Here is a 13014-nt window from a genome sequence, read left to right on the forward strand (position 1 = left end):
GCAGATCACCTCTCAAACATCACGCATCGTGCGAGAGCAGATCATATTAAACACCATGGCGATGCAGGAGACTATGCTCGCTGGGCAAGAAGAAGATGGCTCAAGCAAGAAATGAAAGGGAACACAAGTGGTCGAGAGAAATTATAGCGACGTCAAACCCGACTTGACCAGCGTCACCCGCTTGCCGTCGACTGACAAAAGCACAGGCGATGAAGAGCTTGATGCTGCACGTCTGGAAGCCCTGAAAATATCTTGATTTCTATGATTGGGTTTCAGACATCAAGGGGGAATACCTTGGATACGGGGCCGACGGCATAACCTATATTTTTCTCTTCGAGATTGTTCCGGGCAGGCCGGAAGTTGACCCATGGATATGGGTAATCGTCGGCGATGTGCCCCCGACATATCTGCCGGCGGTAGACGCCAAGACTCCATACGAGGCGCTGGATGGATATATCGGCGCCATGGAAGAGTGGGTCGAAGCTGCGCGACGGGGGACTCGGTGGCAGATCTAATCCCGGTCAACGTGCCGCCTAGCCCAGCCAACGCCGAAATGTTGGATAGCCGTCTCAAATTTCTCGACGAAAGGGTGTTGCCGGAACTTCGAGAGTGATCGGCTGCCGCTTGTCGGCAAGCGCCGTCAGTTCCTTGACGAGAACGTGCTTTCGTTGCTCCCGAAGTGATGTACTGGCGTGCTCCGTGGCTCGTCGCGGATGCAAGCCCGGCACTCGGTTCGACCGGATCAGCACTGGCGCAATCACTGGTGAGTGCGCACGCCGGAAATGGCGACCAGGCACGCAACGTGCCGGCGGTCTGATTGTGGTCACGATCCTGGCTTATGGCCTGCTAACCGCCGAGCGGTCAGTTTGGCGGTGCCTCCTGGATCGCCTCCTGTTTCAGATGAAGGATTGACCTGTTGCGCACGGACTCTTTTTCGACCATGGCAAGGATCGTTTTTCTGCTCACCTTGGCCGGCGTCCTCCTGCTCGCGCTTTCGCCGGTGCGCTTCCTGCAGGAGTTGGACATGGGCTTCACCTTCCAGCACGACAAGCTCAACCACGCCGCGGCGTTCGCGGTGCTGGCGGCGCTTGGAAGCCTCGGCTGGCCGGAACACAAGACGAGGCTGGTCGTGCTCCTTGCCATTACCGGCGCGGCGATCGAGCTGCTTCAGGGCGTGCAGCTGATCGCGCGCGATATGGATATCCTCGACTGGGTCGCCGACTGCGCCGGCATGGCCTGCGGGCTGGCGGCCATGAGGGGCACAAGAAGGCTCATTGGCGGGCTGCTGTAGTCTCGACCGCGTTGCCGCTCTCCGTCCGGAAAATGTAAATCGCCGGCTGCGCCGGATAGCGCGGTGTCCGGCCGCGTAGCTTAAGTCTCCCACCGACAGCACCGAACCCCCTTCCAGCCTCGCTTATGCGGGGCTTTTTTTATGGAGCAAGCCCTCATGTCCCGACCTGCAACTGCCGCCGTTCGTCTCCTGACCGGCGAACGCGAACCCGTGCGCCTCGCAACCACGGCCGACATCCTCCTGCACGGCCTGCAGGCCATCGACGGCGTGCCGACCGAAATCGGCGACCGCGTGCTGGTCAAGGACCAGGCCGACCCGACGCAGAACGGCATCTACACGGCGAGCGAAGGCGACTGGTTCCGCGCCGCCGACGCCCGTTCTACGCGCACCCTGCAGAAGGGCACGACCGTTCACACCCAGGTCGGGTCGGTCAACGCCGACCGCGTGTTCGAGTTCACGGCCGACGAGCCGGCCATCGGCGCCGATGCCATCACCATCGCCGCATCCGTTCCGCCCGACATCGCCGATGTGGTCGAAGAGGTCGAAGCGCTGCGCGATGAAACCCAGGCGCTGAAGGATGCTGCCGCAGCCAGCGCCGGCCAGGCATCCGACAGTGCCGCCGCTTCCGCCGCGAATGCCGGACAAACCACAGCCGACCGGGCTGCCACCAATTCCGATGCCGTCGCGGCCGCGGCCGCCGTCATCAGCGCTCAGGCTGCACGCGACGCTTCGCTCTACGGCAAGGGCATTTTCCCGACGACTGCGGCGGCAATCGGCTTCGGCGTCGCCGGCAACGGTGCGATCACGCCAGGCTCCGGCGGCGCCAACGGCACGTTCGACCTGGCGTTTACCGGCGGGACCGGTTCGGGCGCCGCCGGCCGCTTCGTGGTGGCGGGCGGGGCGCTGACGCAGATACTGATCACGGCGCCGGGCTCCTACACAGTGGCGCCGACGTTCAGTTTTGCGGCGTCGGCAGGGCTCGCCGGCGCCGCCGCAGCGGCGGTGCTGGGCAGGAATGTCGATGTCGGCGAGTATTTCTGGACGGAGGTCAGCGCCGGCATTGTGGGGCTTCACAGCGTCGGGACAGGCCCGATTGCCGTCGATACGGGTATTCGTGCGTCACCGGCGGAAATTGCCCTGATCAGCTCGCGGGCGATTGGGCCGGTTCCGATCACTGGTTCTGTCGGCGGCACGCTGATTACCAACGACAGCGTCTATTTCTGGCCTGGATCGGTGTCTGCGGCCGATGAATATCTCTCGACCTTGGAGCTTGGATTCGGCGCCGTGCCAGGGACAGCCCATATTGTCTTCGCCCACCTCGAGGGCGACGGGACGCTTAGCCTTGTTTCCGAGCAAACGATATCCGTTCCAGCCGGCCCGTCGTCAGTTGTTTCGGGACTCGCGATTCTGAAGCCGGCCGGGAGCGTCATGGGCGTCCAGCGCACTGGAGTTGGCAGCTGGTACTATACTGCCGGGGCAATTCCGAACGGTGGAGTCGAGTGGTTCACAGCGGTGGTACCGACCTCGCATACTGCCAAGACCATAGGCGCGGCAAATGGCCCGCAGTGGAAGGCGACCTTCACCGGCGAAGTCGCCGTCAAGGCGCGCGCTGCCTATTCCACGGCAAACGGTCTCGTCTCCGCTGTCGGCATTAGCCAGGAAATCGGCTGGCCGGCGCTGGTCAACACCGGGTCGGACGTTCCGGGCAGCTACAGCGTCATCATGCAGACGCCAGCGCCGGCCGACGGCTATATTACAGCGGTCGAAGTTGGCGCTGGCGCTGGCGCCGGCGCTGCGCTCATTCATGTAGTGGACTATCTCGGCGGGTTGGTGGTCAACGTCCTAAGCACATATGCGGTGACGCTGATCAACGGGGTCGCCCATATTCCGCTGGGTATCCCAATCCCAGCCGGCAAATATCCGGCGATCAGCGGCGGCGCCTACAAGTTTCAAAACAGCGTCAACCCGCAAGGCATCCCGGCATGGATCAAGGCAGGCGCACTGTCGCTTGGCGCGACCGTAGCATCGTCCGCCCAGCATCGATATGAGCTTCGCTTTACGATCAAAACCGGTCTGCTCGCCGATGCCGACCGCGCCTTGACCCGGGGCGGCGGTAATGACGGCATGAATCTGCTGGCTGGCGCAGATCCGAATGGCGTCGTTGATGCGACCGCGCTGTTTGCGTCGGCGACCGCCGCTCATCCTAATCCCTATGTGCCGCCTGGGAATTTCGCTTTGACGGCCATTCCTGCATCTGGCGACGGTTTTTGGGGACCTGGCAAGCCGGCCGTCAACGGTAAGCGCTTCTTCATTCCGCGCCAGCCGTCGCTGCAAAATCTTTATGACGGCTTTCGCGCGAAGATGGCCGAACATATTGCCAACAACGATGTGTTCTGCCTGATCGCCGATAGCATCGGCCTTTGGGCACTTGCCAGCGACGGGCCGAAACACTGGTTCAACCTGGTTACCCGCTTTGCCAATATCGGCATTGCCGACGATGAACCGGGCATGACTGCTTTGCGGCCAAGCTCTACCTACGTTCCGACCTTCTATGGCGTCACTGTCGCCGGCAGCGTGTCGACAGGGTCGCGCGGGCCGATCGGCGAGAGCATCATCCTAGCGGCCGGCGCGACCCTGTCGTTCACCGGCGCCTATGAACAGGTCGACGTCCACTACACCCAGGACGCAGCCCAGGGCTCACTTGCCTTTGCCTTCGACGGCGGCGCGGCCTATAAAACCGTCAATTGCGCCGGCGCCCTGGCGCTTGACCGATATTCGGGGCCGTCGCTCACCGCGCAGGCGGCAAGCGGCAATTACACTCTTACGGCTGTCGGCGGTCCTGTCGAGATTACCGGGCTCATCAGGCTTGGCGTCAAGGCGGCCGGCTCGCGTCCGCGCCTGCGCACCTTGCGCGCGGCACACGGCAGCTATGCCTTCTCGTCATTCAACACTGCGCGTCTTACATCGGCCGCCGCTCAATGCGGCTACGCCGGCGGCAAGATCGTGCCCATCCTGGCGCTCGGCATCAATGACAGCTTTGGCACGCCGCCAGCCACGATATCGGCAAACATCGCAACAATCATCAACGCGCTGGAAGCGGCCGCTGCACCGCGTATCCTTGTCATGCCGCCGACGCGGCCTTCGGCGGCATGGGATGCAAGCTACACCGGCGGCCGAACTTATGACGCCGCTCTCGGCGCAATCCGACAGACCTACAGGTCCCGGAACGTGCTGACCATCCCGATCGACGGCTTCGATTACATCAACTCTGGGAACTACCAAGAGGGGTTGCATTTCAACGATGCCGGCCATGACGGCAATGCGCTGCGCTTCATCGAACAAGTTGCGGAGCGGGGATAGCCCAATGCCATCTGCTATTCAGCACAAGGGCGAAATCGGCACGCAGCCGTGAAATCCCGGTTCCTGACGGCGACATTGAGGGTCTCATTGAGGTCTGGGCAGGCGGCGCCGTAGTCGACGCTGGACGCCGTTCGCAGGCAATGGCAGGATGAGGTCGGCGGGGGCTATCCTTGGAGGATTGTCCCATGGCGCATGCCGGCAGCATCATCGACATCTATGATGACTATTACGCCGATGGAAAAGTAGCCGCAAAACGGGACATAGCTTCGAACCAGTCGGTCGGGCACATCGAAGCGATCATTCAAGGCCAGTTCTTCGACAGGATTCTTGACATCGGGGCGGGCGAAGGTGCGGTGCTGGATAAGCTGAACAGGAAGGGGCTCGGTAAGAAGCTTGGCGCCGTCGAGATTTCGAAGAGCGGCGTCGAGGCTATCAAGGCAAGAAAAATCGCCAAACTGGCCAGCATCGACGTATTCGACGGCTATCACATCCCTCATCCCGACAAGTCGTTCGATCTCGGGCTTGCCATTCACGTCGTCGAACACGTCGAACACGAACGGATGTTTCTCAGGGAGGCGGCTCGGGTCTGCAAGAAGCTGTATATCGAAGTGCCTTTGGAGCATACGCGAGATCTCAGCAAGGCCATTCGGATGTCAGGGCCGTATGGGCATATCAACTTCTACACAACCCAAACGTTTGAAAACCTTCTCAAAACGTCCGGGCTGAAGGTCGAACGGCTAAAGGTTTTTGCGCACGACCTCGCCTATGAACAGCACCTGGCTGGCGAAAAAAAAGGATGGGTAAAACACAGACTGCGGACCGAATTTCTCAGGTTTGCACCCAAGATGGCGATGCGCAGCATGGCCTACATGGCCGGAGCTCTGTGCTTAAGTCGCTGATCTAGCGGCAGCGCCGCCGATTTGCTTTGCAGGATTACCGCCAACCATACTAAAGGGCGGCACGTCTTTTGTGACGACAGACCCCGCACCAACGACCGATCCCTTGCCGATCGTTACGCCCTTGAGAATGATGACGTTGAAGCCGATAAAGACGCTGTCTTCAATCTTCACTGGCGCAATGGTGATCTTTGACCAGTCCTTTTTTCTCTGATGCCAGTCGGCGATATCTTCCTTGCGGTCTTGCCAACCCGTCGCGTGTGAGTTGTGATCGACGACTGTGGTACCCCAACTAATGATCACGTCATCCCCGATTTCGATCCTCTCAGCCGCGACGAGGTGGCTCTTGCCGATATAGGATCTTTTTCCCACGGTGATCTTTGCATCAGCGCGATCGAAGGAAAAGACGCCGTTGATGATGCATTCTTCGCCGATCGCATGCTTGCCTCGCCGCAAACTGCGGACGCTCCGCAAACTTAGCTTCGTCGCGGGACCGGAGTTGATGCCGGCTAGGCGGTAGAGGAATGATGGAACGAATGGCATATCAGTTACGGTCGAAGTGCGGCTTGGACAACCTCTCAGCGAAAGGCTGCGATTGCTCAAAGAATCTGAAATGCTTCCAATGTTGGTGTACCCCTTCGAAGAATGCCGGCGCCGCGTCTTCGAGGTCAGTATCAGGGATTATGGGTGGGATTAGTTGCCCTTCGGCTAACTGAACCGACGCCGAAGTTGGCTGTTCGCAATAAGCAGGTCAGTCTCCATCATCCATGCGACTCCTCACGGCCTAGCTATTGCGACAAGCGGCGGCGGTTTGCAAGCTTGCAAAACGCCCGCGGCCGCCAGTCTGGACGCCGTTTTAAATCGCCGAAAAGACGTCAGAAGAATTGCTCTGCGAGGGCCGCTCGGGATGCTGTGCGCACCAACAATGGCACAGCAGGCCGACCAGAAATCCTACAACTGGGCGGTATTTCGGAATTGTCAGGGTTCATCGCCGACGCAGACCCACCGCGCCGGCGGGCTACCGTCTGCTGTCCTGCGGCTTCTGGTGAGGGTCCTGGCTTTTCGACCACCAGACAAAATACAGCGAGCCCATCTTCATCACAGGCACGCGGCGGTCGCGTTCCCTGGCCCGCAACTCACGATAGGTCTTCATCTTCAGAGTGCCGCCAGGCAACCTGATACGCACTGCCATCGGTTCAACTCCCGTTGTGCAACGCAGCAATTGTGTGCAATGCGGTAAGTAGAGACCTTCCGTTGCGGAAGAGTCAACAGCAGGATCATCAACTTATTTTGCGAGCTGCGGAGGCTTCGCGGTGCCAGGCGGGCAGGGCCGGCCGAAGGAGCTTCATCCTGGCGACTGATCATCAATCAGGCGCTGGCGGTTCGACCACCAGGTGAAATAGATCCGGCCGATCTTGAAGACGGGTATGCGGCGGGCGCGTTCGCGGTCGCGCAATTCGCGGTACACCTTCACCTTCAGTGTGCCGCCAGGCATCCTGATACGCACCGCCATCGATTCCGCCACCCCATTGTGCAATGCAGCATCAGAGACCTTCCGCTGCGGAAGAGTCAATGCCTGCCCGCTGACTATTTCTGGGACTAGTCGAGCGGTCTTGAGGTTTGGGCGCACGCGGCGGTTCCCGATCCCGCACGGGGGCGCCAGTGCCAGTCGGGATCGTCGGGTGCGCGGGCTATTTCCTGGGCGAGGATTTTCTGGGCGAGGATGGGCGATCGGACACGCCGCTCGGCCACCAGATGACGAAGTAATTGCCGACCTGCCAAACCGGCACCTCGCGGTTCTGCTCGCGGCGCCGCAGCTCGCTCCTTTTCTTGATCTTCAAGGTGCCGCCCGGAAGCCTGATTCTTATCGTCACGTGTCCTCCCGCTAAAGCTACGAACGATAGACGGGAACAGTTTCATCCCGGCTAGGCAATTTCATTCAGCCCGAGCAATTTCGGGGCCGAAAACGCAGCGCGCCTGACCGCAGCGATATCGCCGGAACCGGCTTCATTTGAAGAAATCCGCAATGCCGTTGATGGCCAGCACCGCATAGACGATCGGTCCGGCGATAAACGCACAATAGAGACAGAGGATCGCCGCCAGCACCGCGAGCAACGGCTTGTCGCGAGCGACGGCGCGGAGCTCGGACTTCACCGACCAGCGTGCCGCAGCGGTTTGTTCATCATCAGACATGTGCACCATCCCGCGGCCATTTCACACGGCGGGTCGAAAACATCAACCTTGCTTGCCACATCGGCGCGGGCTGCCGCCAAATTCTGCTTTGCCGCCGCGCATCTGCTTTTTCAACCTCAAAACCTTGCCCGCAAGGGCGGAAAGGACTGCCCATGGACATGACGTTCAGGGGCGCCGCCAGGCGCCTCGATGATATAGACTTGCCGAAACTCGGCGCCCGGATCGGCGTCGGCGAGGACGAGATGCACGCGTTCCTCGATGTTGAAACCAGCGGGCACGGCTTCGACGCCGTTGGCCGGCCGGTCATCTTGTTCGAACCGCACGTCTTCTACCGCAACCTGTCGGGTGCCAAGCGGGCACAAGCGGTAGCCGCCGGCCTCGCCTATCCGAAGTGGGGCGCAAAGCCCTATCCCAGGGATAGCTACCCACGGCTCAGAGCAGCTTGTGCGATCGACGAAACCGCGGCGCTCAAATCCGCTTCGTGGGGCTTGGGCCAGGTTCTCGGCGAGAATTTCATGGCGGCAGGCTTCCTTACCGTGCAGGCGATGGCCGAGGCGATGATGGCGGACGAGGCGCTGCAGCTCGGCGCGGCGATCGATTTCATCGTCGAGAAGCGGCTCGACGACAATCTGCGCAATCATGACTGGTCGGCATTCGCCAAGGGCTACAACGGCGCCGGCTATCGCAAGAACGCCTACGATACCAGGCTTGCCGAGGCCTATCGCAAATGGTCGCGCATCAAGGACACGCCCTGGCCGTCTGCCGGTCCGGTGTCATCGGCGGTCACCCCTGCAGTCCCGCCAGAGCCCGCTAAGCCAATTGCCGTTCCCCAAGCGACCGCTACGCCCTCTGTACCTCCCGTGGCTGTCGCCAAGCCCGGCTTCTGGGCAGCGCTGATCGCCGCCATCCTCAAATTATCAGCCATCCTCAAGCTATTCGGAAGGAAATGACATGTGGACCCGGATCAAGAGCTTTTTCCGCGACAGCGAGACAATATTCTGGGCGCGGCTTCAGGCGGCCATCGGCGTCATCGCGACTATCGTCACCTATGTCGACCCGCAGGTTCTTTCGCCGGTCGTTCCGGGGGAATGGTTCCCCTGGTTTCTTGTGATCAACGGCGTTTTGACCGAGTTCCTGCGCCGCCGCCGCGCGGAGGACTTGTGATGGCAGCGCTTCTCAGCATTCTCAGCGCCATCATCGGCAACAGGGTCGTCATGACGGCATTCGCTGCTGTGGCGGGCGGCATCGGCCTTTACGTTGCCGGCGGCATCAACCGGGCGAGGAAGGAGGCGGTCAAACAGGCAGAGGCAAAAGTCGCGGCCGCCGAGGATCGTCTGGAAATGAGGCGCGAGGCCGCCGCCGAAGAGCGCAAGGCCGCCGGCATGGCCGATGCGGCAGCAAGGGCGGAGGCTGAGAAATGGGCAAGGCGCTGATCCTCTGCGTGGTGCTCGCCGGCTGCACGACAACCGCGCCGGCCGGCAATCCGCGCCAGGTCTGGTGCGACCACAACCAGCCGCGCCGGCCATCCTCCCCGGTCGATGCCGCCATGAGCCGGCCCGAGCTCGACGAGATGAACGCCTTCAACGGGCAGGGCGCCAGATGGTGCGGGTGGACGCCATGATGCACGAATTGCTCGACGTCCTGGGCATCAAGGCGCCGGTGTTGGTCGCCGGCCTGTCCGGCGGCATTTTGCGGGCCTTGTCGCGCCATCGCTACAAGGTCCGCGAAATGGTGGCCTCGCCGATCTGCGGCGCGCTGGCGGCGGCCTATCTGACGCTGCCGGTCGTGCATTATTTCCGCGCCGCCGGCCTGCCCATTCCTTCTCCGGACGACGACACCACGACGCTGGCCGCGGCGTTCCTCATCGGCGTCTCGGCGATGTGGATCTCGGACATCGTCTTCGAGGTTATCGTGCGCCGGTTCGGGCCGGTGAAGGAGGAATAAGCCGCCCAAGCCCGCCGAAATAGTGACGTTCAGTTGGAGCCCGCCGCGCCGAAAGGTGCGGCGGGCTTTTTGCATTTTTGCTCGCATTCTGTACGATCTTTCTTTCGCGACAGGGCGGCTCGATCCGGCGCTGCCCGACCAAGATGCGCGTTAGGCATGGGAGATGGTGTCATGCTTGCCAAGGTCCAGACACAAGCGGCAGTCCTGACAGCCGGGGCGCTTCTGTTTGCCGCAACGGCCGACGCGCGGCCGGACAGCCGCGCGATGACATGCGAACAGACGCAGCTTCTGATCCAGAGGCATCGCTCTGTCGTGCTCACCACCGGCCAGAACACCTACGACCGTTACGTCCGCCAATTCGGCAATGAATGCGACTGGCCGCAGGTGCCGCGCGCCGCGTATATCAAGACGCGTGACGGTCAATGTCTGGTCTATCGCTGCCAGGAGCCGCTCTTCGACCTCCCGAATTGAAAGCAGGCGGCGGCTCATTCCTCGTCGAAAGGGCCACCTTCGCGTGCGAGATCGCGCGAAATGACACGTTCATCCGTATCGTCCGGCAAGGCCTCGTCGCTGTCCTGGTAAGCGTTGTCGTCGTCCTCCTCCGGCAGTTCGCCGCTCTTCTCGACGTCATAGCGAATATCGCCGTTTTGCGGCACGCCGTCAGGGAGGATTCTCCCGCTCCGGATGGCATCCCAGTCCTGCTGCTGGATCGTCGGGCTCTCCGTCTCGTCGTCGGTTCGTTCTTTGCTGCGCGGTTCCATCGCCGGTTCTCCATAATGTCAGCGGCCCCGAATTGGCTCAGTGGTTGAACTCATAAGTCTGGCAGCCGGTTCCGGGCCGCTGCGGTCCGCGCGCATTGCCGCACGACGGAACCAATCGCGCCGGCCCGCCTTCACATTCAGAAGATACTGGCGCGAAAGGAGCTCGACATGAGACCGCTCATTTTCTTGCCGTACATGTTAGGTGCGCTGCTGCTGGCGGTGCCGGCGGCCGCGCAGCCGGGCGAACAGGCGCAATCCGACCGCTGCAAAGTCGAGCCGCCGGACCAGAACAGCCAACAGCAGAAGCCGGCCGGCAACAATTTGTCCGATACGCTCGAGCCATGCGGTGGGGTCCTGAAGCCGCCGCCAACGGGCGATCAGGGCATGGCGGCGCCACCGCCGGATGAGGGCAAGACCCCGGTGATCAAGCCCGGCGAGGTGCCGCCACAGCCGCCAAAGCAGTAGCAGCGACGAGCGGCAACTTCGCGCCGCTCGCGCCGGCAGGTTTGTTGCACTCGCTGAGGAACATTAGCTTGTCCTAAATGTTATTTCAGACGCAGTAGATATCACCCCCCTCCGGTATCGCTGCTGATCGGGAAACCGATCGGCCCGCGTCTTGCGACGCGGGCCACCGCAAGCTCATTCGCAGTCCATTCGCCGCATCGCGCGGGCACTTCACCGCTGTTCGATTAGCCGCCACTTACGGAACAACAAGGTGGCGTGGGCGTTTGCCTAGAGGGTTCGCCGCTTCGACCGGAATGCCGCGTCGCAATTGTAAGGGCGAGGCCCGTAACAACAGGAGTAGACGATGAAAATCCACCTTGTTCCTGCTGCGGCGGGATTGGCGTTGCTTGCCGGCGTCGGCGTGGCCACCGCGGACCAGGTGATTGTCACGCCCAAACAGCAGACGGTCATCCGCGAATACGTCCACAAGCACCCGCTGGCGTCGATCAGTCTTCTGGGGGTGGAGCTCAATATCGGTTCCACGTTGCCCGATACGGTCGAGCTGCAACCGATCGATGTTCCAGACGTGCGGTACAGATACGTCGTCGTCGGCAATCGCACCGTGCTCGTCGACCCAGACACCCGCAAGATCGTGCAGGTCATCGAGTGATCGGCGTTGCCAAACCGCGAACCGGATTTGGAAGGTCATGGCCTAAATTATCAAATGAGAGCTCCATCCCGAGGGATCGGGATGGAGCCGCTGTCGTCTCGAAACAAGGAAAGGAGCCATTCCCATGCTGCCGCATGTCGAGCCGGTCAACGTGGCCGCAGCCGTCGACAAACTGCTTGCTGAACGAGGCGATGGCCTGCTGTCGATGAAGGCGGCGATAGCACTGTTGCGCGAACGCACCGGAACCGAGCGCTCGGACGCGGACCTTGAAGGGCTGATCATCAAGAAGGCGGCGCTCCTCGGGGTCGCCGTCCTGTGTGACAGAGAGGTTCAATGACGGTGTCGCCTGCCGCTCAAGACGCCGGTCGAAATTTCAGCTAGAACAAGGTTGCTTACGCATCAACCGAGCCGACGGAGGTATCAGTGACGGACAGGCAGGAACGGATTCGCCAGCGAGCACACGCGATCTGGGAACAGGCAGGCAGGCCCGACGGGGCGCATCAGCAGCATTGGGATCAGGCTACCGCCGAAATCGACGCAGAAACCGCCGCGCCGGAGACCGCCAGCCGACCGAAGCCGAAAGCACGCCAGCCTAAGCCGGCCGCCAGCAAGGACGGAAGCAAATCCAAGGCGCGACCACGTAAAGCGTGAACGCAAGCGGATTTGATTCCAACGCTGGATCTCGCGGGTGGTCGGCCCATACATCGTTCCATGATCGGCAGCAAAACCAGTCCTGACCGGTCCTGCTGCCGCAAGCCCGCGATGGCAAGCCCGATTGGCGCGGCTAACTACTTACCGCAATTGTTGTCGTTGACAGTCGGTGAAACCGTCCCGGCAGGCTTGTTGGATGCATCGGGTTGAGCTCCTTGCGGGGTTGCAGGGCAGTTTTCATCCCCATTGGAGTTCATGGTACCCGTCGTGCCCATCGTGCTGCGGGTCGTGCCAGGGTCAATACCGTTCGGCTTGGGCTGGACGACGATGCTCTTCTCGCTGCCAGGCGCATTGTTGTCCGACCCGGCGTTCTGGGCCATCGCCGCGGTCGCCAGACCGGCTGCAAGTATGGAAGCTGTCACGATTTTCGTAAGCATGTTGATCTCCATCATTGGGTTATCATCATGTGGCGACTACAGAAAAAACAACCCGGGTGATGGAAAGGTTCCGGCAAAAATGACGCAGCACAGTGAAGCAAACCCGCGCAGCGCGGATCTTCTCGGCCCCCCTTGTTCTATTACCGTAGGTAGGTTTGATGTTGTGGTTTGCTGATTAGGAATTCGCCTTCTTTGGCCGCCGACCGTCGCAACGTTCGTCTGTTGCGGCGCCATCAGCTGAGTCTCGCATCGCTTCAATTGGTAGAGGCCATCCCAAAGTAAAACTTTCGGAAAATTTCAGTACAAATTTCACGCGGCTGTTATTTGAAAATATACCATGAGGCCAGCGAGCTGATCGGCAACGAAA

20 protein-coding genes are annotated in these 13014 nt (G+C 61.2%); 13 read left to right on the plus strand and 7 right to left on the minus strand.

Translation table 11 applies throughout. From position 1 onward, the window contains the following. Positions 1 to 940 precede the first annotated feature (940 nt). The 3 genes from NKH93_RS29965 to NKH93_RS29975 all read left to right on the plus strand — a co-directional run bounded on the left by NKH93_RS29965 (position 941) and on the right by NKH93_RS29975 (position 5550). Entirely contained in the window at positions 941 to 1291 is a 351-nt protein-coding gene (locus NKH93_RS29965; RefSeq protein WP_352541126.1) for a hypothetical protein, read from the plus strand. Between the two features lie 156 nt (positions 1292 to 1447). After that, on the plus strand, positions 1448 to 4651 hold the full coding sequence (locus NKH93_RS29970) for an SGNH/GDSL hydrolase family protein (protein ID WP_352922176.1): 3204 nt from the start codon (positions 1448 to 1450) through the stop codon (positions 4649 to 4651). Positions 4652 to 4836: 185 nt separating this feature from the next. After that, positions 4837 to 5550 (plus strand): class I SAM-dependent methyltransferase, encoded by a 714-nt coding sequence (locus NKH93_RS29975; RefSeq protein WP_352819314.1) that lies wholly within the window; start codon positions 4837 to 4839, stop codon positions 5548 to 5550. Here the strand turns inward: NKH93_RS29975 and NKH93_RS29980 are convergent. The 5 genes from NKH93_RS29980 to NKH93_RS30000 all read right to left on the minus strand — a co-directional run bounded on the left by NKH93_RS29980 (position 5539) and on the right by NKH93_RS30000 (position 7740). Beyond that, positions 5539 to 6003 carry an acyltransferase gene (locus tag NKH93_RS29980; RefSeq protein WP_352501167.1) on the minus strand — a complete coding sequence of 155 codons (465 nt, stop codon included), beginning with the start codon at positions 6001 to 6003 and terminating at the stop codon, positions 5539 to 5541. The genes NKH93_RS29975 and NKH93_RS29980 overlap by 12 nt on opposite strands. 562 nt (positions 6004 to 6565) lie before the next feature. Then, positions 6566 to 6739, minus strand: coding sequence for a hypothetical protein (locus NKH93_RS29985; protein ID WP_352452704.1), 174 nt, complete (start codon positions 6737 to 6739; stop codon positions 6566 to 6568). A 153-nt stretch (positions 6740 to 6892) separates the two neighbouring features. Next, positions 6893 to 7060, minus strand: coding sequence for a hypothetical protein (locus NKH93_RS29990; protein ID WP_352922172.1), 168 nt, complete (start codon positions 7058 to 7060; stop codon positions 6893 to 6895). Between the two features lie 178 nt (positions 7061 to 7238). Continuing rightward, positions 7239 to 7421 (minus strand): hypothetical protein, encoded by a 183-nt coding sequence (locus tag NKH93_RS29995; RefSeq protein ID WP_352491000.1) that lies wholly within the window; start codon positions 7419 to 7421, stop codon positions 7239 to 7241. A gap of 133 nt (positions 7422 to 7554) precedes the next feature. Next, positions 7555 to 7740, minus strand: coding sequence for a hypothetical protein (locus NKH93_RS30000; RefSeq protein WP_352474196.1), 186 nt, complete (start codon positions 7738 to 7740; stop codon positions 7555 to 7557). Between the two features lie 152 nt (positions 7741 to 7892). Here NKH93_RS30000 and NKH93_RS30005 point away from each other — a divergent pair, with 152 nt between their 5' ends. The 6 genes from NKH93_RS30005 to NKH93_RS30030 all read left to right on the plus strand — a co-directional run bounded on the left by NKH93_RS30005 (position 7893) and on the right by NKH93_RS30030 (position 10155). Next, complete coding sequence (locus NKH93_RS30005) at positions 7893 to 8690, plus strand: N-acetylmuramidase family protein (RefSeq protein ID WP_352922170.1); 798 nt, start codon at positions 7893 to 7895, stop codon at positions 8688 to 8690. A 1-nt stretch (position 8691) separates the two neighbouring features. Continuing rightward, entirely contained in the window at positions 8692 to 8904 is a 213-nt protein-coding gene (locus NKH93_RS30010; protein ID WP_352474200.1) for a hypothetical protein, read from the plus strand. Beyond that, a complete protein-coding gene (locus NKH93_RS30015) occupies positions 8904 to 9173 on the plus strand; it encodes a hypothetical protein (protein WP_352773023.1) in 270 nt (89 codons plus the stop codon). Before NKH93_RS30010 ends, NKH93_RS30015 begins: the two co-directional genes overlap by 1 nt. Beyond that, complete coding sequence (locus tag NKH93_RS30020; protein WP_352974720.1) at positions 9158 to 9361, plus strand: hypothetical protein; 204 nt, start codon at positions 9158 to 9160, stop codon at positions 9359 to 9361. The genes NKH93_RS30015 and NKH93_RS30020 overlap by 16 nt, the downstream gene beginning before the upstream one ends. Continuing rightward, positions 9361 to 9684, plus strand: coding sequence for a hypothetical protein (locus NKH93_RS30025; protein ID WP_036245970.1), 324 nt, complete (start codon positions 9361 to 9363; stop codon positions 9682 to 9684). The genes NKH93_RS30020 and NKH93_RS30025 overlap by 1 nt, the downstream gene beginning before the upstream one ends. Before the next feature lie 171 nt (positions 9685 to 9855). After that, positions 9856 to 10155: a hypothetical protein gene (locus NKH93_RS30030; RefSeq protein ID WP_352474206.1), complete on the plus strand. Its 300-nt coding sequence runs from the start codon at positions 9856 to 9858 to the stop codon at positions 10153 to 10155. A 14-nt stretch (positions 10156 to 10169) separates the two neighbouring features. Here NKH93_RS30030 and NKH93_RS30035 read toward each other — a convergent pair whose 3' ends face one another. Beyond that, entirely contained in the window at positions 10170 to 10445 is a 276-nt protein-coding gene (locus NKH93_RS30035; RefSeq protein WP_352474207.1) for a hypothetical protein, read from the minus strand. A gap of 168 nt (positions 10446 to 10613) precedes the next feature. On the opposite strand from NKH93_RS30035, the gene NKH93_RS30040 reads away from it, so the two are divergent. The 4 genes from NKH93_RS30040 to NKH93_RS30055 all read left to right on the plus strand — a co-directional run bounded on the left by NKH93_RS30040 (position 10614) and on the right by NKH93_RS30055 (position 12210). Next, complete coding sequence (locus NKH93_RS30040) at positions 10614 to 10910, plus strand: hypothetical protein (RefSeq protein WP_352474209.1); 297 nt, start codon at positions 10614 to 10616, stop codon at positions 10908 to 10910. A 343-nt stretch (positions 10911 to 11253) separates the two neighbouring features. After that, positions 11254 to 11559 (plus strand): DUF1236 domain-containing protein, encoded by a 306-nt coding sequence (locus NKH93_RS30045; RefSeq protein WP_352474210.1) that lies wholly within the window; start codon positions 11254 to 11256, stop codon positions 11557 to 11559. Between the two features lie 124 nt (positions 11560 to 11683). Continuing rightward, a complete protein-coding gene (locus NKH93_RS30050) occupies positions 11684 to 11896 on the plus strand; it encodes a hypothetical protein (protein ID WP_352452715.1) in 213 nt (70 codons plus the stop codon). A gap of 86 nt (positions 11897 to 11982) precedes the next feature. Then, on the plus strand, positions 11983 to 12210 hold the full coding sequence (locus NKH93_RS30055; protein ID WP_352474214.1) for a DUF2934 domain-containing protein: 228 nt from the start codon (positions 11983 to 11985) through the stop codon (positions 12208 to 12210). A 137-nt stretch (positions 12211 to 12347) separates the two neighbouring features. Here NKH93_RS30055 and NKH93_RS30060 read toward each other — a convergent pair whose 3' ends face one another. After that, positions 12348 to 12662: a hypothetical protein gene (locus tag NKH93_RS30060; RefSeq protein WP_352922166.1), complete on the minus strand. Its 315-nt coding sequence runs from the start codon at positions 12660 to 12662 to the stop codon at positions 12348 to 12350. Positions 12663 to 13014: the final 352 nt, after the last annotated feature.

The sequence above is a fragment of the Mesorhizobium sp. M0954 genome (assembly GCF_040319155.1).
Classification (GTDB): Bacteria; Pseudomonadota; Alphaproteobacteria; order Rhizobiales; family Rhizobiaceae; genus Mesorhizobium.

Excerpts from the sequence above, each read along its gene's own strand:
- NKH93_RS29965 (WP_352541126.1), top strand. The coding sequence starts at position 941 with ATGGCAAGGATCGTTTTTCTGCTCACCTTGGCCGGCGTCCTCCTGCTC.
- NKH93_RS29970 (WP_352922176.1), top strand. The coding sequence starts at position 1,448 with ATGTCCCGACCTGCAACTGCCGCCGTTCGTCTCCTGACCGGCGAACGC.
- NKH93_RS29975 (WP_352819314.1), top strand. The coding sequence starts at position 4,837 with ATGGCGCATGCCGGCAGCATCATCGACATCTATGATGACTATTACGCC.
- NKH93_RS29985 (WP_352452704.1), bottom strand. The coding sequence starts at position 6,739 with ATGGCAGTGCGTATCAGGTTGCCTGGCGGCACTCTGAAGATGAAGACC.
- NKH93_RS29990 (WP_352922172.1), bottom strand. The coding sequence starts at position 7,060 with ATGGCGGTGCGTATCAGGATGCCTGGCGGCACACTGAAGGTGAAGGTG.
- NKH93_RS30000 (WP_352474196.1), bottom strand. The coding sequence starts at position 7,740 with ATGTCTGATGATGAACAAACCGCTGCGGCACGCTGGTCGGTGAAGTCC.
- NKH93_RS30005 (WP_352922170.1), top strand. The coding sequence starts at position 7,893 with ATGGACATGACGTTCAGGGGCGCCGCCAGGCGCCTCGATGATATAGAC.
- NKH93_RS30010 (WP_352474200.1), top strand. The coding sequence starts at position 8,692 with ATGTGGACCCGGATCAAGAGCTTTTTCCGCGACAGCGAGACAATATTC.
- NKH93_RS30015 (WP_352773023.1), top strand. The coding sequence starts at position 8,904 with ATGGCAGCGCTTCTCAGCATTCTCAGCGCCATCATCGGCAACAGGGTC.
- NKH93_RS30020 (WP_352974720.1), top strand. The coding sequence starts at position 9,158 with ATGGGCAAGGCGCTGATCCTCTGCGTGGTGCTCGCCGGCTGCACGACA.
- NKH93_RS30025 (WP_036245970.1), top strand. The coding sequence starts at position 9,361 with ATGCACGAATTGCTCGACGTCCTGGGCATCAAGGCGCCGGTGTTGGTC.
- NKH93_RS30030 (WP_352474206.1), top strand. The coding sequence starts at position 9,856 with ATGCTTGCCAAGGTCCAGACACAAGCGGCAGTCCTGACAGCCGGGGCG.
- NKH93_RS30035 (WP_352474207.1), bottom strand. The coding sequence starts at position 10,445 with ATGGAACCGCGCAGCAAAGAACGAACCGACGACGAGACGGAGAGCCCG.
- NKH93_RS30040 (WP_352474209.1), top strand. The coding sequence starts at position 10,614 with ATGAGACCGCTCATTTTCTTGCCGTACATGTTAGGTGCGCTGCTGCTG.
- NKH93_RS30045 (WP_352474210.1), top strand. The coding sequence starts at position 11,254 with ATGAAAATCCACCTTGTTCCTGCTGCGGCGGGATTGGCGTTGCTTGCC.
- NKH93_RS30050 (WP_352452715.1), top strand. The coding sequence starts at position 11,684 with ATGCTGCCGCATGTCGAGCCGGTCAACGTGGCCGCAGCCGTCGACAAA.
- NKH93_RS30060 (WP_352922166.1), bottom strand. The coding sequence starts at position 12,662 with ATGATGGAGATCAACATGCTTACGAAAATCGTGACAGCTTCCATACTT.